The 25,333-nt window shown below is 60.6% G+C and carries 28 protein-coding genes; 14 read left to right on the top strand and 14 right to left on the bottom strand.

All coding sequences use genetic code 11. From position 1 onward, the window contains the following. Positions 1–206: 206 nt before the first annotated feature. Both ABEH28_RS25685 and prlC read right to left on the bottom strand, forming a co-directional pair. On the bottom strand, positions 207–494 hold the full coding sequence (locus ABEH28_RS25685; protein WP_346627330.1) for a YheV family putative zinc ribbon protein: 288 nt from the start codon (positions 492–494) through the stop codon (positions 207–209). Then, the gene (prlC, locus tag ABEH28_RS25680) at positions 491–2,542 is read right to left on the bottom strand and encodes an oligopeptidase A (RefSeq protein ID WP_346631434.1); all 2,052 of its coding nucleotides are present in this window, start codon (positions 2,540–2,542) and stop codon (positions 491–493) included. The genes ABEH28_RS25685 and prlC overlap by 4 nt, the downstream gene beginning before the upstream one ends. A 90-nt stretch (positions 2,543–2,632) precedes the next feature. Between prlC and ABEH28_RS25675 the strand changes: the two genes are divergently transcribed. Beyond that, a complete protein-coding gene (locus ABEH28_RS25675; protein ID WP_346631433.1) occupies positions 2,633–3,181 on the top strand; it encodes a gamma carbonic anhydrase family protein in 549 nt (182 codons plus the stop codon). Positions 3,182–3,189: 8 nt separating this feature from the next. Then, complete coding sequence (locus ABEH28_RS25670) at positions 3,190–3,840, top strand: HAD family hydrolase (protein ID WP_346631432.1); 651 nt, start codon at positions 3,190–3,192, stop codon at positions 3,838–3,840. 61 nt (positions 3,841–3,901) lie between these two features. Here the strand turns inward: ABEH28_RS25670 and ABEH28_RS25665 are convergent, their stop codons facing one another. Then, complete coding sequence (locus ABEH28_RS25665) at positions 3,902–4,966, bottom strand: aminopeptidase (protein WP_346631431.1); 1,065 nt, start codon at positions 4,964–4,966, stop codon at positions 3,902–3,904. Between the two features lie 109 nt (positions 4,967–5,075). On the opposite strand from ABEH28_RS25665, the gene ABEH28_RS25660 reads away from it, so the two are divergent. Next, positions 5,076–5,492 (top strand): hypothetical protein, encoded by a 417-nt coding sequence (locus ABEH28_RS25660; RefSeq protein ID WP_346631430.1) that lies wholly within the window; start codon positions 5,076–5,078, stop codon positions 5,490–5,492. Positions 5,493–5,567: 75 nt separating this feature from the next. Here the strand turns inward: ABEH28_RS25660 and ABEH28_RS25655 are convergent, their stop codons facing one another. Further along, on the bottom strand, positions 5,568–5,801 hold the full coding sequence (locus ABEH28_RS25655) for a DUF1161 domain-containing protein (RefSeq protein ID WP_192174420.1): 234 nt from the start codon (positions 5,799–5,801) through the stop codon (positions 5,568–5,570). Positions 5,802–5,932: 131 nt separating this feature from the next. After that, the gene (locus ABEH28_RS25650) at positions 5,933–6,364 is read right to left on the bottom strand and encodes an OsmC family protein (protein WP_037017022.1); all 432 of its coding nucleotides are present in this window, start codon (positions 6,362–6,364) and stop codon (positions 5,933–5,935) included. Between the two features lie 284 nt (positions 6,365–6,648). On the opposite strand from ABEH28_RS25650, the gene ABEH28_RS25645 reads away from it, so the two are divergent. Continuing rightward, the gene (locus ABEH28_RS25645) at positions 6,649–7,650 is read left to right on the top strand and encodes an LLM class flavin-dependent oxidoreductase (protein WP_192174419.1); all 1,002 of its coding nucleotides are present in this window, start codon (positions 6,649–6,651) and stop codon (positions 7,648–7,650) included. A gap of 87 nt (positions 7,651–7,737) precedes the next feature. On the opposite strand, the gene ABEH28_RS25640 is transcribed toward ABEH28_RS25645, so the two are convergent. Together ABEH28_RS25640 and ABEH28_RS25635 are read right to left on the bottom strand one after the other, a co-directional pair. Then, positions 7,738–7,962 carry a DUF1161 domain-containing protein gene (locus ABEH28_RS25640; RefSeq protein ID WP_346631429.1) on the bottom strand — a complete coding sequence of 75 codons (225 nt, stop codon included), beginning with the start codon at positions 7,960–7,962 and terminating at the stop codon, positions 7,738–7,740. A gap of 161 nt (positions 7,963–8,123) precedes the next feature. After that, a complete protein-coding gene (locus tag ABEH28_RS25635; RefSeq protein WP_065987998.1) occupies positions 8,124–8,339 on the bottom strand; it encodes a dodecin in 216 nt (71 codons plus the stop codon). 182 nt (positions 8,340–8,521) lie between these two features. Here ABEH28_RS25635 and ABEH28_RS25630 point away from each other — a divergent pair, with 182 nt between their 5' ends. After that, positions 8,522–8,845 carry a DUF883 family protein gene (locus tag ABEH28_RS25630; RefSeq protein WP_037017008.1) on the top strand — a complete coding sequence of 108 codons (324 nt, stop codon included), beginning with the start codon at positions 8,522–8,524 and terminating at the stop codon, positions 8,843–8,845. Here the strand turns inward: ABEH28_RS25630 and ABEH28_RS25625 are convergent, their stop codons facing one another. Beyond that, positions 8,846–9,745 carry a LysR family transcriptional regulator gene (locus tag ABEH28_RS25625; RefSeq protein WP_346631428.1) on the bottom strand — a complete coding sequence of 300 codons (900 nt, stop codon included), beginning with the start codon at positions 9,743–9,745 and terminating at the stop codon, positions 8,846–8,848. Positions 9,746–9,865: 120 nt separating this feature from the next. Between ABEH28_RS25625 and trpB the strand changes: the two genes are divergently transcribed. The 3 genes from trpB to ABEH28_RS25610 all read left to right on the top strand — a co-directional run bounded on the left by trpB (position 9,866) and on the right by ABEH28_RS25610 (position 12,531). Then, the gene (gene trpB, locus ABEH28_RS25620) at positions 9,866–11,092 is read left to right on the top strand and encodes a tryptophan synthase subunit beta (protein WP_192174416.1); all 1,227 of its coding nucleotides are present in this window, start codon (positions 9,866–9,868) and stop codon (positions 11,090–11,092) included. Then, entirely contained in the window at positions 11,092–11,952 is an 861-nt protein-coding gene (gene trpA / locus ABEH28_RS25615) for a tryptophan synthase subunit alpha (RefSeq protein WP_346631427.1), read from the top strand. Before trpB ends, trpA begins: the two co-directional genes overlap by 1 nt. A 75-nt stretch (positions 11,953–12,027) precedes the next feature. Next, positions 12,028–12,531 carry an anti-virulence regulator CigR family protein gene (locus ABEH28_RS25610; RefSeq protein ID WP_346631426.1) on the top strand — a complete coding sequence of 168 codons (504 nt, stop codon included), beginning with the start codon at positions 12,028–12,030 and terminating at the stop codon, positions 12,529–12,531. A gap of 193 nt (positions 12,532–12,724) precedes the next feature. Here ABEH28_RS25610 and ABEH28_RS25605 read toward each other — a convergent pair whose 3' ends face one another. Then, positions 12,725–13,675, bottom strand: coding sequence for a LysR family transcriptional regulator (locus ABEH28_RS25605; RefSeq protein ID WP_346631425.1), 951 nt, complete (start codon positions 13,673–13,675; stop codon positions 12,725–12,727). Positions 13,676–13,789: 114 nt separating this feature from the next. On the opposite strand from ABEH28_RS25605, the gene betC reads away from it, so the two are divergent. After that, positions 13,790–15,295, top strand: a complete 1,506-nt coding sequence (betC, locus tag ABEH28_RS25600; protein ID WP_346631424.1) for a choline-sulfatase — start codon at positions 13,790–13,792, stop codon at positions 15,293–15,295. A 38-nt stretch (positions 15,296–15,333) separates the two neighbouring features. Further along, positions 15,334–16,260, top strand: a complete 927-nt coding sequence (gene choX, locus ABEH28_RS25595) for a choline ABC transporter substrate-binding protein (RefSeq protein WP_192174411.1) — start codon at positions 15,334–15,336, stop codon at positions 16,258–16,260. Between the two features lie 141 nt (positions 16,261–16,401). Here the strand turns inward: choX and aroE are convergent, their stop codons facing one another. Then, positions 16,402–17,232, bottom strand: a complete 831-nt coding sequence (aroE, locus tag ABEH28_RS25590) for a shikimate dehydrogenase (RefSeq protein WP_346631423.1) — start codon at positions 17,230–17,232, stop codon at positions 16,402–16,404. After that, positions 17,232–18,152 carry an oxygen-dependent coproporphyrinogen oxidase gene (hemF, locus tag ABEH28_RS25585; protein WP_346631422.1) on the bottom strand — a complete coding sequence of 307 codons (921 nt, stop codon included), beginning with the start codon at positions 18,150–18,152 and terminating at the stop codon, positions 17,232–17,234. Before hemF ends, aroE begins: the two co-directional genes overlap by 1 nt. 225 nt (positions 18,153–18,377) lie before the next feature. Between hemF and ABEH28_RS25580 the strand changes: the two genes are divergently transcribed. Continuing rightward, on the top strand, positions 18,378–19,355 hold the full coding sequence (locus ABEH28_RS25580; RefSeq protein WP_346627339.1) for an NADPH:quinone reductase: 978 nt from the start codon (positions 18,378–18,380) through the stop codon (positions 19,353–19,355). A 28-nt stretch (positions 19,356–19,383) separates the two neighbouring features. Here the strand turns inward: ABEH28_RS25580 and ABEH28_RS25575 are convergent, their stop codons facing one another. The 3 genes from ABEH28_RS25575 to ABEH28_RS25565 all read right to left on the bottom strand — a co-directional run bounded on the left by ABEH28_RS25575 (position 19,384) and on the right by ABEH28_RS25565 (position 22,243). Continuing rightward, positions 19,384–19,941, bottom strand: a complete 558-nt coding sequence (locus tag ABEH28_RS25575) for a Sua5/YciO/YrdC/YwlC family protein (protein WP_133774050.1) — start codon at positions 19,939–19,941, stop codon at positions 19,384–19,386. Between the two features lie 39 nt (positions 19,942–19,980). Continuing rightward, positions 19,981–21,093: a DNA-processing protein DprA gene (gene dprA, locus ABEH28_RS25570; protein ID WP_346631421.1), complete on the bottom strand. Its 1,113-nt coding sequence runs from the start codon at positions 21,091–21,093 to the stop codon at positions 19,981–19,983. 124 nt (positions 21,094–21,217) lie between these two features. Further along, positions 21,218–22,243: a LysM domain-containing protein gene (locus ABEH28_RS25565; RefSeq protein WP_282365455.1), complete on the bottom strand. Its 1,026-nt coding sequence runs from the start codon at positions 22,241–22,243 to the stop codon at positions 21,218–21,220. 141 nt (positions 22,244–22,384) lie between these two features. Between ABEH28_RS25565 and def the strand changes: the two genes are divergently transcribed. From def to rsmB, 3 genes are all read left to right on the top strand, one after another. Further along, the gene (gene def / locus ABEH28_RS25560; RefSeq protein WP_172610173.1) at positions 22,385–22,891 is read left to right on the top strand and encodes a peptide deformylase; all 507 of its coding nucleotides are present in this window, start codon (positions 22,385–22,387) and stop codon (positions 22,889–22,891) included. 131 nt (positions 22,892–23,022) lie between these two features. Continuing rightward, a complete protein-coding gene (gene fmt, locus ABEH28_RS25555; protein ID WP_346631420.1) occupies positions 23,023–23,982 on the top strand; it encodes a methionyl-tRNA formyltransferase in 960 nt (319 codons plus the stop codon). Continuing rightward, positions 23,979–25,298 (top strand): 16S rRNA (cytosine(967)-C(5))-methyltransferase RsmB, encoded by a 1,320-nt coding sequence (rsmB, locus tag ABEH28_RS25550; protein ID WP_346631419.1) that lies wholly within the window; start codon positions 23,979–23,981, stop codon positions 25,296–25,298. The genes fmt and rsmB overlap by 4 nt, the downstream gene beginning before the upstream one ends. The last annotated feature ends 35 nt before the right edge of the window (positions 25,299–25,333 follow it).

Below are 25,333 nucleotides of genomic sequence, written 5' to 3'. Positions count from 1 at the left end.
ACATCGTTGGGTATTACAACAATGAGCGGCTGCACTCGAAACTGGGTTATCTGCCACCGACCGTTTACGAACGGACGATGGCCTTGAAACCACCTATCGAGGTGTCCGGAATTAGTTGACCACTACAGCGCGCCACGCCGCAAAATTGAGGGTGTTCGCACCGGCCTCTTCCCGGCTAAAGCCGGTCCCACTGAAATGCAGCGATATCAGCTTGGATCAACCGGCCTCTTCAGCTTCGGATTCGGGAAGAACTGCACGCCCTGCACCTTGGGATCGGCCGGCTTTACCACAGGCTTGTTCACCCGCGTGCCAAGTTCTGTCGGGATCGATTGCCCCTGCGCATTGAGGGTGTCGGAATAACCACAGTGCACGCACTCACGGTGCGGCACGTCGTCTTCGTTCCACATCATCAACTTGTCAGGCTCGCTGCACGCCGGGCAAACCGCCCCGGCGATGAAGCGCTTCTTGGTAATCACCCGTGGTGTCTCGGTCATGCTGCCGCTTCCTCACTCAAGCCCGAATGGCGCAAGAGTGCGTCAATCGAAGGCTCGCGTCCGCGGAAGTCGACGAACAGCACCATCGGCGCCTGTGACCCGCCCCGCGCCAAAATGGCTTCACGGAACGCCCGGCCGGTCTGCTCGTTGAACACGCCTTCTTCCTCGAACTTCGAGAATGCATCGGCAGACAGCACTTCGGCCCATTTGTAGCTGTAGTAGCCCGCCGCGTAACCGCCGGCAAAGATGTGGGCAAAGCTGTTCGGGAAGCGGTTGTACGCAGGCGGACGCATCACCGACACCTCGTCACGCACGCCTTCCAGCACTTGCAGCGTGGTGCGGCCGTCGCCGTGGGTGGCGTGCAGTTCGAAGTCGAACAGCGAGAATTCCAGCTGGCGGACCATCATCAGGCCGGACTGGAAATTCTTCGCCGCCAGCATTTTCTCCAGCAGGTCCTGAGGCAGCGGCTCGCCGGTTTCGTAATGGCCGGAGATCAGCGCGAGGCCTTCCGGCTCCCAGCACCAGTTTTCCATGAACTGGCTCGGCAGCTCGACCGCATCCCACGCCACGCCGTTGATGCCCGACGCGCCCGCATGTTCGACGCGGGTCAGCAGGTGGTGCAGGCCATGGCCGAATTCATGGAACAGGGTGGTGACTTCATCGTGGGTGAGCAGCGCCGGCATGCCGCTGACCGCTGGGGTGAAGTTACAGACCAGATTGGCCACCGGGCTTTGCAGCGTGCCTTCAGCGGTGCGACGACGATCGCGGGCGCCGTCCATCCACGCACCGCCACGCTTGTTGGCGCGGGCGTAGAGATCAAAGAAGAAGCGCCCGACGTGCTGGCCGTTTTCCTTGATTTCGAACAGGCGGACGTCCGGGTGCCAGGTGTCGAAGCCCTTCTGCTCGGCGATTTCGATGCCGTACAGTTTTTGTACGATCGCGAACAGGCCGGTCAGCACTTTGTCGACCGGGAAGTAGGCGCGCAGCGCTTCCTGGGAAACGCTGTAGCGCTGTTCGCGCAGCTTCTCGCCGTAGAAACCGCTGTCCCAGCTTTGCAGGTCCGGGCAGCCTTGTTCGGCAGCATAGGCTTTCAGCTGCTGCAGATCCTGAACAGCAAAGGGCTTGCTGCGCTTGGCCAGATCACGCAGGAAGCTGAGGACCTGATCGCTGGACTCGGCCATTTTGGTGGCCAGGCTCAGCTCGGAGAAGCTGGCGAAACCCAGCAGTTTGGCCAGTTCCTGACGCAGATCGAGAATCTGCTCCATGATCGGGCCGTTGTCGTTTTTGCCAGCGTTCGGGCCCTGGTCAGACGCGCGGGTGCAGTACGCGGCGTAGACTTCTTCGCGCAGCGCGCGGTCTTCGGCGTAGGTCATGACGGCGTAGTAACTCGGGAACTCGAGCGTGATCAGGTAGCCTTCGAGATCTTTCGCTTGGGCTGCGGCGGCCATTTGCGCCTTGGCCGAATCGGTCAGGCCGGCGAGGGCAGCTTCGTCAGTGACGTGCTTGCTCCAGGCTTGGGTCGCGTCGAGCAGTTGGTTAGAGAACTGGCTGCCCAGCTCGGACAGCTTGCTCTGCACCTCGGCGTAGCGTTTTTGCTGTTCTGGCGGCAGGTCGATGCCCGACAGGCGGAAATCACGCAGCGATTGTTCAAGAATGGTCTTCTGGGCGACGTCGAAATTGGCCGCTTCCGGGCTGTTGGCCAAGGCTTCGAAGGCCTGGAACAGTTCGCGGTTCTGACCCATCTCGGTCGAATAGGCGCTCAGTGCCGGCAGGCAAGACTCATAGGCCTCGCGCAGTTCCGGGCTGTTGCACACGGCGTTCAGGTGGCTGACCGGGCTCCAGGCGGCGCCCAGGCGATCATTGAGTTCGTCCATCGCCAGCACCAGGCCAGCCCATGTAGGCTGAGAACCTTGCTTGGCGAGGATGTCGGCAATCGCGGCGCGGTTGTCGGCGAGAATCTGTTCGATGGCAGGTTTTACATGCTCGGCGCGAATCGCCGAGAAAGGTGGCAGGTCGTAGGATTGCAACAGAGGGTTGTTCGCGCTCACGGTTTGGCACCTTGGCTAAAAGAAACACCCACGCATCTTAATTACAATCGGCGTCGGCCGCAGCTATCGGCGCCAGAGAAGGAGCCTATCGTGGCCATTCGCACGTTCCAGCAGCACACCCCGGCCCTTGGCGAGCGGGCGTTTGTCGACCATTCGGCGGTTGTGATCGGCGATGTCGAAATCGGCGTCGACAGTTCGGTCTGGCCGCTGACCGTCATCCGTGGCGACATGCACCGCATCCGCATCGGCGCGCGCACCAGCGTGCAGGACGGCAGCGTGCTGCACATCACCCACGCCGGGCCGTTCAACCCGGACGGTTTTCCGCTGTTGATCGGCGACGAAGTGACCATCGGCCACAAGGTCATGCTGCACGGCTGCACCGTCGGCAATCGCATCCTGATCGGCATGGGCACCACGATCATGGACGGTGCGGTGGTGGAGGACGAGGTGATCATCGGCGCGGGCAGTCTGGTGCCGCCCGGCAAACGCCTTGAGAGCGGGTTCCTCTACGTCGGGCGTCCGGTGAAACAAATGCGTCCGCTGACCGAGAAAGAGATCGCCTTCTTCCCCTACAGCGCGACCAATTACGTAAAGCTGAAAGACCAGCACCTGGCCGAAGGCTTCGACAAACCCTGCTGAGAGCACCCATGCATTACCAGAATATCCTGTTCGACCTGGACGGCACCCTGACCGATCCGCGCGAAGGCATCACCCGGTCCATCCAGTTTGCCTTGAGCAAGCTGGGCATCGACGAACCCGACACCACCCGGCTTGAGCACTTCATTGGCCCGCCGCTGTTGCAGCAATTCATGCGCGCCTACGACTTCGACGAAGCGAAGGCCTGGGAGGCCGTGGGCTTTTACCGCGAGCGCTTCAAGGTGACGGGCCTTTACGAGAATCTGGTGTTTGATGGCGTGTTCGAATTGCTGGACATGCTCTCGGATCAGGGCCGGACGCTGTTCATCGCGACGTCAAAACCCTGGGTGTTCGCCCATGAAATAGCCCGGCATTTCGATTTCGCGCGCCATTTCAAGCTGATCTACGGCAGCGAGCTGGACGGTACCCGCACTGACAAGGTTGAGCTGATTCGGCATTTGCTGGATGAAGAGCAGCTCGACCCGAAACAGACGCTGATGATCGGCGACCGCAAACACGATTTGATTGGCGGCAAGCGCAACGGGTTGGATGTGGTAGCGGTGGGTTACGGGTTTGGCAGTCGCGAAGAGCTGGAGGCCGAGGCGCCAACCTATCACTTTGAGTCTGTCAGCGCGCTGCATCGGGCGTTTCTCAAAAGCTGAGAGCACTCAATCAGGCAAGCGATGATCGTTCCCACGCAGAACGGGGGAACGATCATGCCGCTTAGGCTTTTTGGGCCAGCCGCTGCAGCGCCGCCTTGCGTTCATCCTTGGGCAGTCCGCCCAGCTTTTCCACCGCCGAATAGAATGCGGGCCAATCGCCGTTCACCTGCCTGAACAACGCTTCAAACGCCGGTACCCACTGATCGTACAGACCAATGGGCAGCAGGCGTGCGTTGTTCATCGGTGCATACACCCAGCCGTCAAAGCGCTTATCGCCGCCCCACTGACTGTCGCGCAGCTGCCGATACTCGCTGCGCAGACGCTCGAACTCAGCGGCCTTGCGTGCGCGCATGACCTGCGGACTCAGCGGCTCGGCGTACAGCGCCTTCAGCCGATCCCGGGTGTCGAGCGCCAACTGTGTGAGTTGATCGCGTCGCCGCGCTTCCGAAGACCCGCCGTCCGCAGGCAAACCCCGCGCCGCGCGCCACTGACGTGTGCCTTCCTGCTCCACGAAACTGGCGTAGGACTCGTTGAACTCGCTGTCGTCCTTCACGTAAAACCGCTGGTGCGCCAACTCATGAAAGATCAGCGTGGCCAGACGCTCATCGCCCCAGTTCATCATCGAGCTGATAATCGGATCATCGAACCAGCCGAGCGTTGAGTACGCTTCCACGCCGCTGACATACACGTCTTTACCCTCCAGCTTCTGAACAGCCGCATCCCCCCGCGCGGCGCCCTGGGTGTAGTAGCCGCGGTAGGCCACGCACCCGGCGATGGGGAAGCAATGGGTGACAGGATCAAGGGAAAATTCGCCGGTCGCGAATACGTTCCAGACGACATACGGGCGATGGATATCGGCGTAAAGGCGGTAGCTGCGGTTATCCGGCAGATGCAGATGCTCGGTCGCAAAGGCACGGGCCTGCTGAGATGTGCGCAGATGATCGCGCAGCGTAGGGTCGCGATTGGGGTCAGCGATGACGTCGGCAACCGGTTCGCGCGCCCGCAACAGGGCCATTTGGCCGCCGGCCAGTTGCGAGTAATAGGAAAGACTGGAGCAGCCGCCGAGGAGTAAAGTCGCCAGCACCGGCAGGCCGCGTTGCAACCAGGCCTTTTTCGATCGAATCATGCAGCAGCCTTAACGTCGATATTCATGAAGTCCAAACATTCAGCGTTATGCCGGACAGCCTGCCTCTGACGCAACCATCATCGCCATTTGTCCTGCTGCGGAGTTCATCATGCGCTTGCCTCTGTCCCTCGTTGCCCTGAGTCTTCTGGCCGGATGCGCGGGGCCGCTGCCTGCGGTTGATCCCCAGCAGGCGTGGGTCGATCTGCATACCTTTACCGGCAAAACCCTGATGGCGGACAAGCTGGACGGCGTGCGCACCTACGACGGACGCTTCTTTCAGGTGACGCCCGGCAAACACAAGCTCGAAGTGCGGTATGACTACGACTACGCTCCCGGCGCGATGGGCTTGTCGATGGACATCTACAACGAGCGAACCTGCTACGTAACGATCAACTACGACCGCTTCGAAGCCGGCCACCGCTACCGTCTCGACGTGCGCAATATTACCAACAGCATCGACGCACAGTTGCGGGACGAGCAACGCAACGTGCTCGCGGAGGAGGGGGACATTTTCTGTATTCCGTGACGCGTTATCTCGGCCTCGCCACCCACACAAGATGGCTTACACACAGCCTACGAACTACTTCAGCTCACGCCCGGACTAGCGACCGTTATTCTGGTAGATGATTTTTTTCGTGTCGTTTTCGCAAGTACCGACGACCATGCTCTGGTCGGTGACATCTTTATTGGCCACGATCTCCAACGTATATGAGCTGACGCTCTGAGCCTGGATCTTCGTTTCGATTTCAGCTTTAAGCTCTTCACACGGCTTGGGCGCAGCGAAGGCACTGGTGGTCAGAGCACCAAGAATCAGGATTGCGGCGATACGTTTCATATTCGACTCCTTCGGCACCGTGCGATACGCATCGGCCTAGCATGTGACCGTGGGGGCGCACGCCGGTTCTGGCGCGTCCATAACGAAGATGGCCCGCAATAGCGGGCCATCGAGTGCAACAGTAACGCGAATCAGCTCACCAGCGTGGCATCGAGCGTGATCTTGGCGTTGAGCACTTTCGAAACCGGGCAGCCTTCCTTCGCATCGTTGGTCAGTTTCTCGAACTGCTCCTGAGTTGCGCCAGGGATTTTGGCTTTCAGTGTCAGGTGCACGGCAGTGATCGCGAAGCCGCCATCAACTTGATCCAGGGTGACGTCAGCGGTGGTGTCGATGCTGTCAGCTTTCAGATTCGCATTGCCGAGGATCATCGACAGTGCCATCGAGAAGCAGCCAGCGTGGGCTGCGCCGATCAGTTCTTCCGGGTTGGTGCCCTTGCCGCCTTCGAAGCGGGCCTTGAAGCCGTACGGCGCTTCGCGCAGGACGCCGGTTTCAGTAGAGATGCTGCCGATACCCGACTTCAGGTCACCTTCCCAGTGGGCGGATGCTTTCTTGACGATGCTCATGGTGTCTCCTCATGAAAAGTGCGATTTCGCCCGCACGCGGACCAAAGTTCTGAGGAGTGTAGGCGGGACTTAGTTCAACGCTTATGCCCCATGTGCTTTTTTGCGGACGGGCGCAACGTTAAATCCGACCAAATTAGTAGGAAATTTCGCCTTACCCATTGCAACTCTGAAATCCGCCCTTATCCTATGGCTTAACGCAAATATTTAGTCTTAATGCCGGTTTGCTCGCGTGATGTCCCCGACGGATGCGCCGATTCAAGCCTCAAGAGGATCAACAACGGCCTATGAAACGATTAGCTGATGTGAAGATTTCGACGCTCGATCTGGTGCCCGTCCGCGAAGACAAAGGCCCGGCGGAATCGCTGCGTAATGCGCTGGACCTGGCGCAACACGTCGAGAAATGGGGCTACAACCGTTTCTGGGTGGCCGAGCACCACAACATGGACGGCATCGCCAGTTCGGCAACTTCTGTTCTGCTGGCCTATCTGGCCGGCGGCACGTCGACCATTCGGGTCGGGTCGGGCGGGATCATGCTGCCCAACCACGCGCCGCTGGTAATCGCCGAGCAGTTCGGCACGCTGGAAAGCTTGTTTCCGGGGCGGATCGACCTCGGTCTTGGCCGCGCGCCGGGTTCCGATCAGATGACGGCCCGCGCCCTGCGTCGCGAGCGCTCAGGCAGTGCCGATGATTTCCCGGATGACGTGACCGAACTGGTCAACTACCTCGGGCCGCGTCAGCCCCATCAGCGCGTTCTCGCTGTGCCCGGCACCAATACCAATGTGCCGATCTGGTTGCTGGGTTCGAGCCTGTTCAGTGCTCAACTGGCCGGTGAGCGGGGGCTGCCCTATGCATTCGCGTCGCACTTCGCGCCACGCTTCATGCACGAAGCGATTCGGGTCTACCGCAGTCACTTCAAACCTTCGGACGTCCTCGACAAGCCCTACGTGATGCTCGGCGTCCCGTTGGCCGCCGCAGAGACCGACGAGCGAGCTGAATACCTGGTGACGTCGGTGTACCAACGCATCCTGAGCCTGATGCGTGGGCAGAGTCTGATGCAGAAGCCGCCCGTCGAGAGCATGAATGGTTTGTGGCTGCCCCATGAACGTGATGCGGTGATGGATTTCCTGGGGCTGGCGGTCGTCGGCGGTCCGGAGAAGATTCGCGCGAAGCTGGATGTGCTGCTTGAGCAGACCGACGCAGATGAGCTGATCTTCACCTGTGACATGTACGAACATGCCGATCGCCTACGCTCTTACGAGATCTTGGCGCAAGCGGCGAGGGGCTGAGTCACGGCCTTTCGCTGAAACCTGTCCTGCCATAAACAAAAAAACCGACGCCATATGCGCCGGTTTTTTTGTATCAGCGGGCCGAGATCAGCCGCGCTTGTAAACGATTTCCTTGTTGCCGCCTTCGCAGGTGCCAACAACCTTACCGTCCGCCGAGCTGCCTTTTTCTACAGCTTCCAGCGTGTAGGAGGCGACGCCCTTGGCTTTGATCTTCGCGTCGATGTCGGCTTTCACGTCACCGCACGATTTACCAGCGGCCATCGTAGTGCCCGCAATGCTCAACAAGCCTATGGCCAACAGAACTTTTTTCATCGGTACATCCCCTCGTCAGGCGCATTTTCGGATCAACAAGGCCGCTCCAATCGGGGCGGCCTGACTACATGAACCAGCGTCATGAACCTTGGAAAAAGTCACGACTGCGCGGTATGTATAGCGAAGGTTGTGGCACTCGGCCACTCTAAAAGTTCAGCGACTCAGCTGTTGTCGATGCGGAAGCCAACCTTGATGGTCACCTGGAAGTGACCGACTTTGCCGTCTTCGATGTGGCCGCGGGTTTCCAGCACTTCGAACCATTCCATGAGCTTCACGGACTTGGCAGCCTGGGCAATAGCGTTCTGGATCGCGTCGTCGGTGCTCACGGTCGATGACCCGACCAGCTCCAGCATTTTGTAGGTGTGATGATCAGACATGGCAGTTCTCCTGAAAGGTGTTGCGCGGTGGCAGCGCCGCAGTGATTGTGTTCACTATCTCTGTGCCGAAATGCGGCCTAAAAGTTCAGAAGAAACGGCACTTCGCATTACGCACTGCACTTTCTCGAAACCCTGTAGTCGGAAACAACACACGCCACTCATCACAGCAGGAGAGTCAAATCATGGCATTCACGTCATCCCGTAAAGCGTCGTTGCAAAGCATGGAAGCCGAGATCGAGAGTCTGCTCAAGTCGCTGGAAGGCTTGAAGTCCGACGCTTCCGACGAGTCGCGCAAGACTCTGAAAAACCTGAAAGCCAACGCTGAAAGCGCGCTGAGCCATTCGCGCAGCCTGTTGAGCGATGTCTACGAAGACGTCAAAGTCAAAACTCGCGAAACCAGCGTTGCGACCCGTGACTACGCCCAAGAGCACCCTTGGACTACCGCAGGCGTCGCCGTTGGCGCAATCGGCCTGCTGGCAGCTTACCTGCTGTGCAAGCGCGGCTGATCAAGCCTGCCCCGATCGCTCGAGTTCCTGCTTGAGCCATCGAGCCAGGTGCTGAGCGCGCTCATCCGCGGCGCGCTTTGGTACCCATAACGCCAGCTGCGCCGGGGTTTCACTGAAACCCCATGGCGCGGCCAGGCGCCCGGCTTTCAAGTCGTCAGCCACCAACGGCTCCGGCGCGATCGCCACGCCAAGCCCTGCAACAGCCGCCTCCAGTAAATAATACAAATGCTCGAAATCCTGTCCGTAGCTCAGCGCGTTGGGCTCGATGCCGTTTTGCGTCGCCCATGCCGGCCAGGCTTGCAGCCGCGATGTGGTCTGCAGCAATGGCTCGCCCAACAGCGCATGGACCGGGGCGTGTCGCAGCTCGTCGAACCGCGCGAATCGTGGACTCATCACCGGCCCGATGCGCTCGCTGGCAAGCTCGAAGACCTGCATGTCCGTAGGCCATGGCGGTTCGGCGAATATCAGCAGTGCATCCAGCCCGGGACGTCGCGGGTCAAGGTCGCCTTCTCCTGCAGAGAGGTGCAGGCGCAGGTCGGGGAGATCCGCGTTAAGGCGCCCCAGCCTTGGAATGAACCAGCGTGCCAATAGGCTTCCAGAGCAGCCCAATACGAACGGCGCATTCGCGCTGCCCTGGCTAAGCTCAGCACAGACACCGCGCAGACGATCAAATGCTTCGGCACTCGCATCCCGCAACTGAATGCCTGCATCTGTGAGTTTCAGGCCACGTCCATCTTTGCTGAACAGGCTCACACCCAGGTGTTCCTCCAGCACTTTCAGCTGGCGACTCACGGCACCATGGGTCACGTGCAATTGCTCAGCCGCCTGACTGACACTGTTCAGCCGGGCGGTGGCTTCAAAAGCACGCAATGCGTTGAGGGGCGGAAGGTCTCGGCTCATGGGATGTGTGAGTTTTCCTGACAGGTTGCCCCGATCTTATCGGTTTTCATCGTCGCTGGCGCTGGTTAGAGTGTGATCACTGCCTGACGGCTAACTCTATTCGTATCTCCGGAGGTCCGCATGACCCAGACCCAAACTGCATACCGCGAAGGCCCGGACGACCGTGGCATGTTCGGCGCTTTCGGCGGACGTTACGTCGCTGAAACCTTGATGCCGCTGATCCTTGATCTAAACCGCGAGTACGAAATCGCGAAGAATGATCCTTCGTTCCTGAAAGATCTGGAGTACTTCCAGCGCGATTACGTGGGTCGTCCAAACCCGCTGTATTTCGCGGAGCGCCTGACCGAGCATTGTGGCGGCGCCAAGATTTACCTGAAGCGCGAAGAGCTCAACCATACCGGCGCGCACAAAATCAATAACTGTATCGGCCAGATCCTGCTGGCGCGGCGCATGGGCAAAAAGCGCATCATCGCCGAGACCGGCGCCGGCATGCACGGCGTTGCCACCGCTACCGTGGCGGCACGCTTTGGCCTGGAGTGCGTCATCTACATGGGCACCACTGACATCGAGCGTCAGCAAGCCAACGTGTTCCGCATGAAGCTGTTGGGCGCCACGATCATTCCGGTGGTCGCTGGTACTGGCACGCTGAAGGACGCCATGAACGAGGCACTGCGTGACTGGGTTACCAACGTCGACAGCACCTTCTACCTGATCGGCACCGTCGCAGGTCCGCACCCTTACCCTGCAATGGTTCGTGACTTCCAGTCCGTGATCGGCAAGGAAACCCGCGTTCAGATGCAAGAGCACGAAGGCCGTCTGCCGGACAGTCTGGTGGCGTGCATCGGCGGTGGCTCGAACGCAATGGGACTGTTTCATCCGTTTCTGGATGACACGAGTGTGCGCATCATCGGTGTCGAAGCGGCCGGCCACGGCATCGAGACCGGCAAGCACGCCGCCAGCCTGAACGGCGGCGTTCCGGGCGTACTGCACGGCAACCGCACCTTCCTGTTGCAGGACAACGACGGTCAGATTATCGACGCCCACTCGATTTCAGCCGGCCTCGACTACCCAGGCATTGGCCCTGAGCACGCTTGGTTGCATGACATCGGTCGCGTCGAATACACCTCGGTCACCGACGATGAAGCACTGGCTGCGTTCCACCAATGCTGCCGCCTCGAAGGCATCATCCCGGCGCTGGAAACCGCCCACGCCCTGGCTGAAGTGTTCAAACGCGCTCCAAACCTGCCGAAGGATCACCTGATGGTGGTCAACCTGTCCGGTCGTGGCGACAAGGACATGCAAACCGTAATGCACCACCTGGATCTGTCCCAGCAGGAGAAACACTGATGAGCCGCCTGCAAACGCGTTTTGCTGAACTGAAAGAACAAAACCGCGCAGCCCTGGTGACGTTCATCACGGCAGGCGACCCGGGCTACGACACCTCGCTGGCGATCCTCAAGGGATTGCCGAAGGCAGGTGCCGATGTAATCGAGCTGGGTATGCCGTTCACTGACCCGATGGCGGACGGCCCGGCAATTCAGCTGGCCAACATTCGCGCGCTTAACGCCAAGCAAAACCTGGCGAAGACGCTGCAGATGGTTCGCGAATTCCGTGAAGAAGACAGCGTCACGCCGCTGGTGCTGATGGGTTACTACAATCCCACCCACAACTACGGCATCGAGCGCTTCATCTCCGAAGCTCATTCGTCGGGCGTCGACGGACTGATCGTGGTGGACCTGCCGCCGGAGCACAACGCCGAGTTGTGCGACCCAGCGCAGGACGCAGGTCTGGACTTCATCCGCCTGACCACGCCGACCACTGATGACGTTCGTTTACCGACCGTGCTCAACGGCAGCTCCGGTTTCGTTTACTACGTGTCGGTGGCGGGCGTGACAGGCGCGGGCTCTGCAACGATTGATCACGTTAAGGACGCCGTGCAACGCCTTCGCCGCCATACCGATCTGCCAATCAGTGTCGGCTTCGGTATTCGCACAGCTGAACAAGCGGCCGCCATTGCGCGCGTGGCCGACGGTGTCGTCGTCGGTTCGGCACTGATCGATCAGATCGCCAACGCGTCTTCGCCGGAACATGCGGTCAGCGGCGTGCTGGGTTTGTGCGCGCAGTTGTCCCAAGGCGTGCGTAAAGCCCGCGTAGCCGAAGGTAAAGTTTCTGATACAGAGGAATCTCGGTCTCTGGCAGCACACTAAGCCGTACAGCGAAGGGGTTCAGGACCACGTCCTGAACCCCTTTTTGCTGCCCGTATTTGCTCAGGAGTGCGCTACATGAAAGTCTCGAATCGTTTGATCGCCGGGTTGGGCGTGTTGATGCTCAGCGCCAGCGCGCTGGTTCAGGCTGCACCACCGGATCAACGCGGCGGAGATAACAATGGCCCGGGCCAGCATCAGGATCACGGCCAACCCAATGGTCCGCAAGGCGGTCCGCAGGGCGATCGCGGCAACGGCAACGACCATCGCAACGAACCGCGTGCGGATAACCGTGGCAACAACCAGCGTGGCGGGCGTCCTCCTGCCGACTTCGGCGATGTGCGCCGGACCATCAGCGAGCACCGGGAAGTCATCGGTCGCGGTCAGCCACTGCCTCCCGGCGTCCACATCGTCAAAGGCCACCCGCTGCCACGCGGTTATGGCCGTCGACTGGACCAACGCTCGCTGCAATATCTGCCTCAATACGATGGCTACGAATGGCGCCGCCTGGGCCCGGACGTTGTGCTGATCGCCATTGGCAGCGGGATCGTTTATGAAATCCTGGATGGCGTGCTGAATTAAGGCAGGCCCGTGTGGGAGTGACCGGGGTGGCGCTTCGTCTTGCTCGCGAATACGGCATTTCCGGTGCTGGATATCTAGCGGATCTACCGGACTCTTCGCGAGCAAGCTCGCTCCCACAAGTCGTGCGTCGCAGCTACAACTGCGGCACCATCGATAGGCCGCCAGATCAGCGACAATGTTTGTCACGAAGGCCCTAAACCGCAATCGACGGCAGCGACTTGGCCTTCAAAAGATCTCCACTCAACGCCTGTTCACTTCTTAACCAGTCCACGAACCGCTGCACGATCTGCACGCGCCGTTTGCGTTGCGGCAGGACGATGTAATACCCGTATCCGGAGACGGCGCTCGCTTCGATCGGGCGGCATAGCAAACCCTGCTCCAGCAAATCATCCACCAGATGTCGCCAGCCGATGGCCACGCCCTGGCCGCCGATCGCCGCCTGAATCAGCAGCGTGTAGTTATCGAATCTCAGCTGCCCCGGCGCGGGTGCCTGGGGAATATTCAGGGCGCGAAACACGCCACTCCAGTCAAACCAGTTATTGCCGCCTTCGCCACGAAGGTGCAGTAGAGCGAAGTCTTTCAGCGCCTTGGTGGGCAAGGGCAGGTCGCGCCCCTTCAGCAATCGCGGGCTGCAGACCGGGAACACTTCCTCGCTGAACAACCAATGGCTTTCTCCCTGCTTGAATCGCCCGTCGCCGAACAACACGGCCACATCGATATCCGCGCGCAGCATGCTGTGACTGCGCTCGCTGGTGACCAGGCTGACGTCGACGTCGGGGTTGTCCTTGTGGAAACGGTGCAGGCGCGGCATCAGCCAATAGGCGGCGAAGGCGAAATCGGTCGCCACCTGCAAAACCTCGTGCTGATGCTGCTCGGTGATTGCGCTGAGGCCCGCGTCCATCGATTCGAGCCCGGTCTGTACGTGATTGAAGAGAATCTGCCCGGCGTCCGTCAGCTCAATGCCGCGATAGATGCGATCAAACAGCCGCGTCCCCAGTTGCTCTTCCAGTCGCTTGATTTGCTGGCTGATGGCCGGCTGAGTAGTGCCGAGCTCGATAGCCGCAGCGGTAAAACTGCGCAACCGTGCGGCGGCCTCAAAGCCGCGAAGCAAATCCAGTGACATGGCACCAAGGGCTTCAAACATAAGCTGTACTTATCCTAAGCATTGCCGCATATGGGCTTTACCGCGGACGGCATGGGCACCATCCTCGGCCGGAGCACTTTCGCATAAATAATGACTATGGGATGCCGCGAAAACATGAAGCGCAAGAACATTCTTTTCATCATGGCCGATCAGATGGCCGCGCCCATGTTGCCGATGTACGCCTCTTCTCCGATCAAGATGCCCCACTTGAGTCGCCTCGCCGCTGAAGGCGTGGTGTTCGACGCCGCCTACTGCAACAGTCCGCTGTGCGCGCCGTCGCGTTTCACCTTGGTCAGCGGTCAGTTGCCGAGCAAGATCGGCGCCTATGACAACGCTGCTGATTTTCCCGCTGATGTGCCGACCTACGCCCACTACCTGCGTCGTCTCGGCTATCGCACGGCGCTGTCCGGCAAGATGCATTTCTGTGGCCCTGATCAACTGCACGGCTACGAAGAGCGCCTGACCAGCGACATTTATCCGGCCGATTATGGTTGGGCTGTGAACTGGGACGAGCCGGACGTGCGCCCGACCTGGTACCACAATATGTCTTCGGTGCTGCAGGCCGGTCCTTGCGTACGCACCAATCAGCTCGATTTCGACGAAGAAGTGGTGTTCAAGGCGCAGCAGTATCTGTTCGACCATGTGCGCGAAGACGGCGATCAGCCATTTTGCCTGACGGTGTCGATGACCCATCCCCACGATCCGTACACCATCCCCAAGTCCTACTGGAATCTGTACAGCGACGACGACATCCCGGTGCCCCACGCGCGGTTGGCCCAGTCCGAACTGGACCCGCATTCTCAACGCCTGCTGAAAGTCTATGACCTGTGGGACAAGCCGCTGCCCGAGCAAAAGATTCGCGATGCGCGCCGCGCCTATTTCGGCGCATGCAGCTACATTGATGACAACGTCGGCAAACTGCTGAAAACCCTGGAAGAAACAGGCTTGGCTGACGACACGATCATTGTGTTCTCCGGCGACCATGGCGACATGCTGGGTGAGCGCGGGCTCTGGTACAAAATGCACTGGTTCGAGATGTCGGCGCGGGTCCCGCTGCTGGTGTACGCTCCGGGGCAATTCAAGGCCGGCCGTGTGCAGGCCGCAGTGTCCACCGCTGACCTGTTGCCGACTTTTGTGGCATTGGCTGAGGGTCAACTGGACGCCGGTTTGCCGCTTGATGGCCGTTCACTGTTGCCGCACTTGCAAGGCGAAGGCGGCCATGACGAGGTGTTCGGCGAGTACATGGCCGAGGGCACCAACAGTCCGCTGATGATGATTCGTCGCGGCGCGTACAAATTCATTTATTCGGAACGGGACCCATGTCTGCTGTATGACGTGCGCAACGATCCGGAGGAGCAGGAAGAGCTGAGTCGATCCGAGGCTCATCGCGACCTGTTCGCTGCGTTCCTGGCCGAAGCACAGGCCAAGTGGGACATTCCGGCGATACACCACCAGGTGCTCGCCAGTCAGCGGCGCCGGCGTTTTGTCGCCGAGTCGCTGGCCATCGGCAAGCTGAAGAGTTGGGATCACCAGCCGCTGGTCGACGCCAGTCAGCAGTACATGCGCAACCATATTGATCTGGACGATCTGGAGCGCAAGGCCCGTTATCCGCAACCTTGAACCCTGCCAACACCTAGAAAATCAAAAAGGGGCACACCATGAATAAGCTGTTCACCACGCTGGCGGTTGGGGTCTTGGGCTTGAGCAGCGTCGTGGCCTATGCCGCCGACGCGAGCTGCAGCACTGTGCGGATGGCCGATCCAGGCTGGAGCGATATCGCTGCGACCAACGCCACCGCAGGCTTTTTGCTCGACGGCATGGGCTACAAAACCAAGATCGACACCCTGGCGGTGCCCATCGCCTATGGCGGTCTGAAGGACGGGCAGCTCGACGTCTTTCTGGGCAACTGGATGCCGGCGCAGCAGGGCTTCTACGACAAATTCATCGCCACCGGTGACGTGACGCAATACGCGAAGAACCTGGAAGGCACCGAGTTCACCCTCGCGGTTCCCGATTACGTCTATGACGCGGGCGTTCACGACTTCGCCGACCTGAACAAATTTGCCGACAAGTTCCACAAGAAGATCTACGGCATCGGCTCGGGCGCTCCGGCCAACGCGTCGATTCAGGAAATCATCAAGAAGAACGAGTTCGAGCTGGGTGACTGGAAGTTGGTTGAGTCTAGCGAGCAGGCGATGCTGGCCGAAGTGCAGCGCAACGTGAAGAAGAAGGAATTCGTGGTGTTCCTCGGGTGGACGCCACACCCGATGAACGTGCAGATCAAAGGCATGCACTACCTGAAAGGCGGCGAGAAATACTTCGGTGATACCGGCAGCGTTTACACCGTGACGCGCAAAGGTTACGCCGACGCCTGCCCGAATGTGGCCAAGCTGCTTTCCAACCTGGTGTTCACCCAGGACATGGAAAACTCGATCATGCAGACCGTGGTGGACAAGAAGGTCAGCAACACCGAGGCGGTGAAAGCGTGGCTGAAAGCCAATCCGGCGGTGCTGGACAAATGGCTCGACGGCGTGAAAACCGTTGACGACAAAGACGCGCTGCCAGCGGTTAAGGCCAAGTTGTAAGCGCCGACAAGAAGCATCGCGAGCAAGCTCACTCCTACAGGACCAATATCAGTCTGTGGGAGCGCGCTTGCAGCGTGACAGTGCGGCGTCTGGACGACCAGGCATCCACCACAAAATAAGTGTCAGCCTGGAACGTGAGCGTTATCCGTTCTGCACCATCAACCGTCGCAGTTCCGCCAGAACCGGCGCTGACTCCGGTCGCACGCCGCGCCACAGGTAAAACGCCTCGGCGGCCTGCTCGACCAACATCCCCAAACCATCCACTGCCTGTCCGGCGCTGTGCTCCGTGGCCCAGCGGCAAAAGGCGGTCGGCTCCTTGGCGTACATCATGTCGTAGCAAATGGTCACGCCCGGCTGAATCAGACTGGGCGCAATGGGCGGTACTTCGCCCGACAGGCTCGCCGACGTGGCGTTGATGATGATGTCCACCGGCTCTTCCAGCCAGTCATAGCCGGCGGGCAGCACCGGGCCAATGTCGGCAAACTCCTCGGCCAATCGCTCGGCCTTTTCCACTGTGCGATTGGCGACCACCAGCACGTAGGGATCTTCCGCCAGCAAGGGTTCCAGCGCGCCACGCACCGCGCCGCCAGCTCCGAGCACAAGGATGCGTTTGTCCTTGAGCGTTACGCCATGATTGACCGTCAGGTCCCGAACCAGACCGGCTCCGTCCGTGTTGTCACCCAGCAGGCTGCCATCCGCCTGCAGCGCCAGCGTATTGACCGCCCCGGCACGACGGCCGCGCTCGGTCAGCTGATCAGCCATCCGGTACGCTTCTTCCTTGAACGGCACGGTGACGTTGGCGCCACGGCCGGTCTGGAAGAATGCCTTGGCGAACGCGGTGAAGCCGTCCAGCGGCGCCAGTGAGGTCTGGTAATCGAGCGCCTGACCGGTTTGCTCGGCGAACAGGCGATGGATCAGCGGCGACTTGCTATGGGCGATGGGGTTACCGAAGACAACGTACTGATCAGTCATCACTGTGCCGCCTCAGCCAGCCAGTCGCGATCCTGCAGAAAATACTCCGTCAGGCGTGCTTCCTCGCTGCCCGGCTCGGCTTTCCAGTCATAGCCCCAGCGCACTTGTGGCGGCAGCGACATGAGGATCGATTCGGTCCGGCCACCCGATTGCAGCCCGAACAAGGTGCCACGGTCGTACACCAGATTGAATTCAACGTAACGCCCACGGCGGAACTCCTGAAACTCCCGTTGCTGCGGCGTGTACGGCGTGTCTTTGCGGCGCTGAACGATGGGCACATACGCCTCGACGAACGCATCACCGATGGCGCGAATGAAGGCGAAGCTGGTGTCGAAATCCCACTCGTTGAGGTCATCGAAAAACAGGCCGCCCACGCCGCGCGGTTCATTGCGGTGCTTGATATGGAAGTAGCGATCGCACCACGCCTTGTAACGGGGATAGACGTCGGCGCCGAACGGCGCGCAGGCCTGCTCGGCGACGCGGTGCCAATGAACGCAGTCTTCCTCGACGCCGTAATAGGGCGTCAGGTCAAAGCCGCCTCCGAACCACCACACTGGTTCTTCGCCTTCTTTCTCTGCAATGAAGAAACGCACATTGGCGTGGGCAGTCGGCACATGAGGATTGTGCGGGTGCATCACCAGCGACACGCCGAGTGCTTCGAAACCACGTCCTGCCAGCTCCGGTCGATGGGCGCTGGCCGATGGGGGGAGGCCGGCGCCGAAGACGTGGGAAAAATTGACCCCGCCCTTTTCGAGGATATGGCCATTCTCGATCACGCGGGTCCGTCCGCCACCCCCGGCAGGCCGCTCCCAGGCGTCCTCGACGAAACGGGCGCTGCCATCTTCGGTTTCCAGCGCGGCGCAAATGCGGTCCTGAAGATCGAGCAAGTAGGCTTTGACGGCATCGGTGCGAAAGGACATGGCGGTACCTGCATAAACTGAAACGTGCGTCGGGAGCGGGATTCGACCGGGCTTGGCGTTGATAGCACGCCTCGCTCAGCAAACCCCGTCGGCGAAATTCGGCCCGTAGCATATCACCGGCACGGCGGCTGCCGCAGTTGACGAAGCGCCAACGAAGGAGTCCGATAGAGCCCTTTCGCATCGACAGTCATCCTCTGCAAGTCCGATCCATGACGGAGAAAGCAAATGGCAAAACGTATCCAGTTCAAGGCGTATGGCGGTCCCGAAGTGCTCGAGTACGTAGACTTCGAACCCCCGACACCAGGGCCGAAAGACGTGCTTGTGCGTAACAAGGCGATTGGCGTCAACTTCATCGAGACCTACTTTCGCAGCGGCCTGTACCCGGCGCCTTCGTTCCCGTCGGGGTTGGGCAACGAAGGCGCCGGACTGGTTGAAGCGGTCGGCAGCGAAGTCACCCACGTCAAAGTCGGCGACCGGGTGGTGTACGGCACCGGTCCATTGGGTGCCTACGGGGACGTTCACGTAACGCCGGCCGCGAACATCGCCAAACTGCCTGACGGTATCAGCTTCGAGCAGGGCGCCGCCGTCATGCTCAAGGGCCTGACCGTGCAATACCTGTTTCGTCAGACCTACGAAATCCGCCCTGAAGAAACCATCCTGTTCCATGCCGCTGCCGGCGGCGTGGGATCGATCGCCTGCCAGTGGGCCAACGCCTTGGGCGTCAAGCTCATCGGCACGGTGAGCTCGGCAGAGAAGGCCGCGCACGCCAAAGCGCTCGGCGCGTGGGAAGTGATTGATTACAGCAAGGAAGACGTGGTCCAGCGTGTACTGGAATTGACCGACGGCAAGAAGGTCCCGGTGGTCTATGACGGCGTGGGCAAAGACACGTGGGAAACGTCGCTGAATTGCCTGGAATTGCGAGGCCTGCTGGTCAGCTTCGGCAATGCGTCAGGCGCAGTAACCGGCGTGAACCTGGGGGTTCTCGCTCAGAAAGGCTCGCTGTACGTCACCCGGCCGACGTTGGGCTCCTACGCGAACACCCCGGAAGCCTTGCAGGCGATGGCGGATGAGGTGTTTGAAATGGTCGCCAGCGGCAAGGTGAAGGTCGACGACATCCAGAAGTTTCCCCTCAAGGATGCCGCGAAGGCCCATACCGAACTGGCAGGGCGCAGAACGGTTGGGTCGATCATTCTGGTGCCTTGATCTCAACCTGCGAAACAGTGGAAGGGCATTAACCTGCCCTTACCACCTCAGCGGTGACCAGATCCCGTATCACACTCGGGTTGCGACGCCCGCCAAGGCTGCCGCTCAGCACCATGTCCAGTTGCTCGTGGAAATACTGCTCAACGCGCAGTCGTGAGCGGGCTGCGGGGCGGCCGGTCGGGTTGGCGGAGGTCGACACCAGTGGACCGGTCAAGGCGCACAGCTCGCGTACGGTCGGGTGATCGCTGACCCGAAGGGCGACGGTGTCGTGCTTTCCGGTGATCCAGTCCGGCAACAGGCCTTGATGTGGCACCAGCCAGGTGTTCGGTCCCGGCCAGGTACTGGCCATGCGGTCGATCCACAGCTCAGGGAAGTCCTCGAAGAGGAAATCGAACTGACGGATGTTGTCTGCGATCAGGATCAAGCCCTTATCAACAGGCCGCGCCTTGATTGCCAGCAGGCGATACACCGCCTCTGCATCCCAGGGGTCACAACCCAACCCCCACACCGCTTCGGTTGGATAGGCAATCACCGCCCCGGCCCGAATTTCTCGTGCGGCTTGCTGCACTCGCCAACTGCTGACCATCGTCCGTTCTCCCAAATTACGCAGGCGGGCAGTTTAACCTCAGCGTGCCCGGGCAAACCATCGCCCGGCTTCACAGGCCACGCTGCTGTCGAGTTCAAGCTCGGTCAGCGCCGCCAGGACCTTTGGCAACGGCCAACCGCTGTTGTGGGCCAGCGCCTCGCCGGTTTGCGGCGCTGCGTGCAAGAGGGCGAGCAGCGGATGAAGCGGGGGCGACGGTTTATCAACGACGTCATGACTCGGGGCGATATTTTTCCAACCCTGCAGCGCTTCAAGAATATGGTCGATGGTTTCCACCAGCACGGCCCCCTCACGGATCAGCTGGTGACAACCCCTGGCGCCCGGATGATGGATCGAGCCGGGGATGGCATAGACCTCACGGCCCTGCTCGGCGGCAAGCCGTGCCGTGATCAATGATCCGCTGGCAACGCTGGCCTCGACCACCAACACGCCCAGGGACAAACCGCTGATGATTCGATTGCGCCGGGGAAAGTTGCTAGCGTGGGGACCTGCGTCCAGCGGCAGCTCGGAAATCACTGCGCCGTCCTCGGCCACCATACGCGCTGCAAGTTGACGATGCCGCTGTGGATAAAGTTTTTCGATGCCGGTGCCCAGTACGCCGATTGTCCCGCCTTTTACGTCCAGAGCACCTTGATGCGCGGCGCCGTCGATACCCAGCGCCAGCCCGCTGGTGATGACAAAACCGGCACCGGCCAGGCTCCGCGCGAACGCCGCAGCGGTGTCGAGTCCAGGCTTGGAAGCGCGTCGACTGCCCACCATTCCCAACTGCGGACGATCAAGCAATGCACGGTTTCCGGCGATGAAGAGCAGGGGCGGTGGATCCGGGATTTCTGCCAACAGCGCAGGGTAGTCAGGGTCGTCCCACATCAGCAAATGCTGGCCCGGACGCTCTAACCAGGCCAGTGCAGCACTGGCACCGTCGCGCACTTCGGCACTGCGACGGGCCTCGGCACTGGCCGCCGGCAGCCGCAGAGATCGCCATGCCGAAGCGGGCGCACTCAACGCGGCAGAGGCGCTGCCGAACGCATCGATGAGGGTGTGAAAACGTTTTGGACCGACTTCCGGCAGCCGATGCAGACGCAAACGGGCTTCAAGCTCAGCCGGCGACTGACCGGCCTTTTCGAACAACGGCATGTCATCTTCCTTGATCCGAGACCCACTTTAATCAGTGGATCAAGCTGTGGATAAGTCTGTTAACAACAATTTGATAAGTGAAGCATGCCGGTGGAGAAAAGTGATTTGCAGCTGATACATAGCATTACGGATTGCGGACTTTGTCCTGAACCGCCAGAGATCGGGTTGCGTGCAGCACCATGCCGTAGCTCAGTCGCTCGTACGTGCGGAAGACCATCAGCAGCCCTGAGCGCTCGTCGGGAATTTTGACCTGATCACCGTTGACCCGGTCACGCACCGTTTCGCCGGTCTTGTAGATGGCCAGCACGTTGCCTTCGGCCAAGCCATCCAGTCGGCCACGGTCGATGGTCACCACGTCGAACTCGCCGATCTGGGTCACGCCCCGGGGCACATCGATGATAGTGCCGCTGATCGGTTGCTGGGGCTCACTAGGGACAAAGGTGGAATTGATTCCGCGTTCTTCACTGACGAAGAGCCGATCGCCGAGGCGTACTTCCTGGGTCGAGCGCTGCAGTTGCAACGTCGCCACGTCACCTTCGCTGGCAACGATTTGGCCGCTGCCGATGTCATCGGCATTGATGCCCAGCACCACGCCGCTCACCGGATCGACGTAGGTCTTGCCCTTGCGATAGATGCCGTACGACACATGGCTCGGCTCGAACTGGCCCCGGGCATAGATGCGATCACCCGCACCACTCAGCACCCGCTCGCCGGGGCCGGCCACGACATGAGGCGCGACTTCAAACTGGCTGGCGTTGTCGATGATTCGGTTGTTCAGCAGAAACGCATTGATCGCGCCCAGCGGGATGGTGGGAATCGCCTCGGCAATCGGCGTACTGCGCACACGCGGGGAGAGTTTGATGGTGCCGCGAGACTCACCGCGATTGACGACGATGCGTGGCTGACCATCGACGTAAATCAGGTTGAGCGTGTCGCCGGGGTAGATCAGATCAGGGTCGTGAACCTGCGGATTGGCGCGCCAGAGTTGGGGCCACTTCCACGGCTGGTTAAGAAATTTTCCGGAAATGTCCCAAAGTGTGTCACCGGCGACGACGGTGTAACTCTGTGGATGGCCATCCCTGAGCTGTACTTGCGCCTGGACAAGGCCTGTCGCGGCCAACAGCAGCAGGGCGAGTAGTGATTTCCTCATGCGGTGAATCCCTTTATCATGTTGGCTTCGCGTGAAACGCTGAGTCTTGCGAGACTTCCGGTTTTACTAGGGCTGCAGCTTGTGACGTCCCAAGCCTAGCAGCCGATTTTGACTTTACCCTACAGTGCATCCCTTACGTATATGGCCATTCTAAACATCCTCGAATTTCCCGATTCGCGCCTGCGCACCATCGCCAAGCCGGTGGCTGAAGTGGACGACGGCATTCGCCAGTTGGTCGACGACATGTTTGAAACCATGTACGAAGCGCCTGGCATCGGTCTGGCCGCGACGCAGGTTAACGTACACAAGCGCGTGGTGGTGATGGATCTCTCCGAAGATCGCAGCGAGCCGCGGGTGTTCATCAACCCCGAGATCGAGCCGCTCACCGACGAGATGGACCAGTACCAGGAAGGCTGCCTGTCTGTTCCAGGTTTCTACGAAAACGTGGATCGCCCGCAACGGGTCAAGGTCAAGGCGCTGGACCGTGAGGGCCAGCCCTACGAGTTCATCGCCGAAGGCCTGCTCGCCGTGTGCATCCAGCACGAATGCGATCACCTGAACGGCAAGCTGTTCGTTGATTACCTGTCCAATCTCAAGCGCGACCGGATCAAGAAGAAGCTGGAAAAACTCCACAAGCAAAACGCCTGATCCCGCCATCCTCCTTTCTACCGTAGGAGCCCGTTTGCCCGCGATAGCGACCTGTCCTCTGCCGCATTTGTCGGCTGAAACCACGCCATCGCGGGCAAGCGCGTTTCTACCGTCATACTCAAGAGAAGCCCATGACTGAGCCACTGCGCATCGTGTTCGCCGGCACTCCGGAATTCGCCGCCGAGCATTTGAAAGCCCTGCTCGACAGTCCCCACGACGTCATTGCGGTGTACACCCAGCCAGATCGCCCGGCCGGTCGTGGTCAGAAGCTGATGCCGAGCCCGGTCAAGCAGCTTGCCCTTCAGCACACTATTCCTGTCATGCAGCCGCCCACCTTGCGCGCACCCGAAGCCCAGGCCGAGCTAGCCGCGTTGCAACCGGACCTGCTGGTCGTGGTCGCCTATGGCCTGATCCTTCCGCAGGCCGTACTGGATATTCCGCGTCTGGGCTGCATCAACAGCCACGCCTCGTTGCTCCCACGCTGGCGCGGTGCTGCGCCGATCCAGCGCGCGGTGCAGGCCGGCGATGCCGAGAGCGGCGTGACGGTCATGCGTATGGAAGCGGGGCTGGACACCGGCCCGATGCTGCTCAAGGTGACGACCCCGATCACGGCCGACGACACCGGCGGTACGCTGCACGATCGTCTCGCTGAGCTCGGCCCGCCTGCGGTGATTCATGCCATTGCCGGCCTGGCAGACGGTACGCTGGTGGGCGAAGTACAGGACGACAGCCTCGCCACCTATGCGCACAAACTGAACAAAGATGAAGCACGTATCGACTGGACCCGCCCGGCCGTTGAGCTGGAGCGACTGGTACGCGCCTTCAACCCATGGCCGATCTGCCACACCACGCTCAACGGCGAAGCGCTGAAGGTTCTGGCCGCGCAGATCGCCGACGGGGAGGGCACGCCCGGCAGCATCATCGACGCAAGCAAAGACGGCCTGCTGGTCGCGTGCGGTGACGGCGCGCTGCGTCTGACGCGTCTGCAACTCCCCGGCGGCAAACCGCTGGGCTTCGCTGACCTGTTCAACAGCCGCCGCGAGAAGTTCGCCGTCGGCACCGTCCTCGGCCAAGCGGTGGATGCTCAATGAACCCGCGTCTGGCCGCTGCCAAGGCCCTGGCTGCCGTACTGAGTGGCAAGGCATCGCTGAACAGCTCCTTGCCCACGCAACTGGAAAAGGTTGAAGACCGCGACCGCGGCCTGACCCAGGATCTGGCATTTGGCACCGCGCGTTGGGAGCCAAGGCTCTCCGCGCTGGCGGCCAAGCTGCTGCAGAAACCCTTCAAAACCGCTGATAACGACGTGCAGGCTTTATTGCTGGTGGGCCTGTATCAGCTGTTCTATTCGCGGATTCCTGCCCACGCCGCTATCGGCGAAACCGTAGGCTGCGCCGACAAACTGAAAAAACCGTGGGCAAAAGCGCTGCTCAACGCCGTGCTGCGTCGAGCCCAACGGGAAGGTGAGGCACTGCTGACAGAACTGGAACACGATCCGGTGGTGCGCACTGCTCATCCACGCTGGCTGCAAAAAGCGTTGAAAGCCGCCTGGCCTGAGCATTGGGAAGCGATTTGTGCGGCAAACAACGCCCACCCGCCGATGATTTTACGGGTCAACCGTCGGCACAAAACCCGCGAGCAATACCTTCAGCTGTTACTGGACGCAGGCACCGCAGCGGCGCCGAGCACGTTCAGCCAGGACGGCATCGTGCTTACCGAACCGGGCGATGTTCGCTCGCTGCCGGGTTTCGCCGAGGGCTGGATCAGCGTTCAGGATGAGGCAGCGCAACTGGCCGCCGACTTGTTGGAGCTGGCCCCGGGTCAACGTGTGCTGGATGCCTGTTGCGCACCGGGTGGCAAGACCTGCCATCTGCTGGAAGTCCAACCGGGCCTGGCAGGCGTCGTTGCGGTGGACCTTGAAGCCAAGCGCATGGTGCGGGTCAAAGAGAACCTGGATCGCCTGGGCCTGAGTGCCGAACTCATCGCCGCCGACGCCCGCGCCACGGATCTATGGTGGGACGGCAAACCGTTCCAGCGCATTCTACTGGACGCGCCTTGCTCGGCGACTGGCGTGATTCGCCGCCACCCCGACATCAAGCTGACCCGTCAGGCCGATGACATTCCTGCCCTCGCCGTGCTGCAGGGCGAACTGCTCGACGCGCTGTGGCCGACGCTGCAGGTCGGCGGGATCTTGCTGTACGCCACATGCTCGACCCTGCCGACTGAAAACACCGAAGTCATTGATGCATTCCTGGCGCGTACGTCGGGGGCCCGGGAGCTGGACATTGCCGGTCAGCAAGGCAATCCGCCTCCCGGTCTAAAGCAACCCCACGGCCGTCAGTTGCTGGCCCAGGAAGGCGGGCATGACGGGTTTTACTACGCCAAACTGATCAAGATTGCGGCGGCGTGAAGACAAGTACCCGGTGTGACGGAATCATCATTTCA

The sequence above is a fragment of the Pseudomonas sp. Ps21-P2 genome (assembly GCF_039672565.1).
In the GTDB taxonomy this organism is placed as follows: Bacteria; Pseudomonadota; Gammaproteobacteria; order Pseudomonadales; family Pseudomonadaceae; genus Aquipseudomonas.
The sequence above is the reverse complement of the archived record's forward strand: the minus strand, read 5'-3'. Positions and strand labels throughout refer to the sequence as shown.

Bases quoted from the DNA above. Each gene is read 5' to 3' on its own strand.
- ABEH28_RS25685 (WP_346627330.1), bottom strand. From the start codon at position 494: ATGACCGAGACACCACGGGTGATTACCAAGAAGCGCTTCATCGCCGGG.
- ABEH28_RS25670 (WP_346631432.1), top strand. From the start codon at position 3,190: ATGCATTACCAGAATATCCTGTTCGACCTGGACGGCACCCTGACCGAT.
- ABEH28_RS25665 (WP_346631431.1), bottom strand. From the start codon at position 4,966: ATGATTCGATCGAAAAAGGCCTGGTTGCAACGCGGCCTGCCGGTGCTG.
- ABEH28_RS25660 (WP_346631430.1), top strand. From the start codon at position 5,076: ATGCGCTTGCCTCTGTCCCTCGTTGCCCTGAGTCTTCTGGCCGGATGC.
- ABEH28_RS25655 (WP_192174420.1), bottom strand. From the start codon at position 5,801: ATGAAACGTATCGCCGCAATCCTGATTCTTGGTGCTCTGACCACCAGT.
- ABEH28_RS25650 (WP_037017022.1), bottom strand. From the start codon at position 6,364: ATGAGCATCGTCAAGAAAGCATCCGCCCACTGGGAAGGTGACCTGAAG.
- ABEH28_RS25645 (WP_192174419.1), top strand. From the start codon at position 6,649: ATGAAACGATTAGCTGATGTGAAGATTTCGACGCTCGATCTGGTGCCC.
- ABEH28_RS25640 (WP_346631429.1), bottom strand. From the start codon at position 7,962: ATGAAAAAAGTTCTGTTGGCCATAGGCTTGTTGAGCATTGCGGGCACT.
- ABEH28_RS25635 (WP_065987998.1), bottom strand. From the start codon at position 8,339: ATGTCTGATCATCACACCTACAAAATGCTGGAGCTGGTCGGGTCATCG.
- ABEH28_RS25630 (WP_037017008.1), top strand. From the start codon at position 8,522: ATGGCATTCACGTCATCCCGTAAAGCGTCGTTGCAAAGCATGGAAGCC.
- ABEH28_RS25625 (WP_346631428.1), bottom strand. From the start codon at position 9,745: ATGAGCCGAGACCTTCCGCCCCTCAACGCATTGCGTGCTTTTGAAGCC.
- trpB (WP_192174416.1), top strand. From the start codon at position 9,866: ATGACCCAGACCCAAACTGCATACCGCGAAGGCCCGGACGACCGTGGC.
- trpA (WP_346631427.1), top strand. From the start codon at position 11,092: ATGAGCCGCCTGCAAACGCGTTTTGCTGAACTGAAAGAACAAAACCGC.
- ABEH28_RS25610 (WP_346631426.1), top strand. From the start codon at position 12,028: ATGAAAGTCTCGAATCGTTTGATCGCCGGGTTGGGCGTGTTGATGCTC.
- ABEH28_RS25605 (WP_346631425.1), bottom strand. From the start codon at position 13,675: ATGTTTGAAGCCCTTGGTGCCATGTCACTGGATTTGCTTCGCGGCTTT.
- betC (WP_346631424.1), top strand. From the start codon at position 13,790: ATGAAGCGCAAGAACATTCTTTTCATCATGGCCGATCAGATGGCCGCG.
- choX (WP_192174411.1), top strand. From the start codon at position 15,334: ATGAATAAGCTGTTCACCACGCTGGCGGTTGGGGTCTTGGGCTTGAGC.
- aroE (WP_346631423.1), bottom strand. From the start codon at position 17,232: ATGACTGATCAGTACGTTGTCTTCGGTAACCCCATCGCCCATAGCAAG.
- hemF (WP_346631422.1), bottom strand. From the start codon at position 18,152: ATGTCCTTTCGCACCGATGCCGTCAAAGCCTACTTGCTCGATCTTCAG.
- ABEH28_RS25580 (WP_346627339.1), top strand. From the start codon at position 18,378: ATGGCAAAACGTATCCAGTTCAAGGCGTATGGCGGTCCCGAAGTGCTC.
- ABEH28_RS25575 (WP_133774050.1), bottom strand. From the start codon at position 19,941: ATGGTCAGCAGTTGGCGAGTGCAGCAAGCCGCACGAGAAATTCGGGCC.
- dprA (WP_346631421.1), bottom strand. From the start codon at position 21,093: ATGCCGTTGTTCGAAAAGGCCGGTCAGTCGCCGGCTGAGCTTGAAGCC.
- ABEH28_RS25565 (WP_282365455.1), bottom strand. From the start codon at position 22,243: ATGAGGAAATCACTACTCGCCCTGCTGCTGTTGGCCGCGACAGGCCTT.
- def (WP_172610173.1), top strand. From the start codon at position 22,385: ATGGCCATTCTAAACATCCTCGAATTTCCCGATTCGCGCCTGCGCACC.
- fmt (WP_346631420.1), top strand. From the start codon at position 23,023: ATGACTGAGCCACTGCGCATCGTGTTCGCCGGCACTCCGGAATTCGCC.
- rsmB (WP_346631419.1), top strand. From the start codon at position 23,979: ATGAACCCGCGTCTGGCCGCTGCCAAGGCCCTGGCTGCCGTACTGAGT.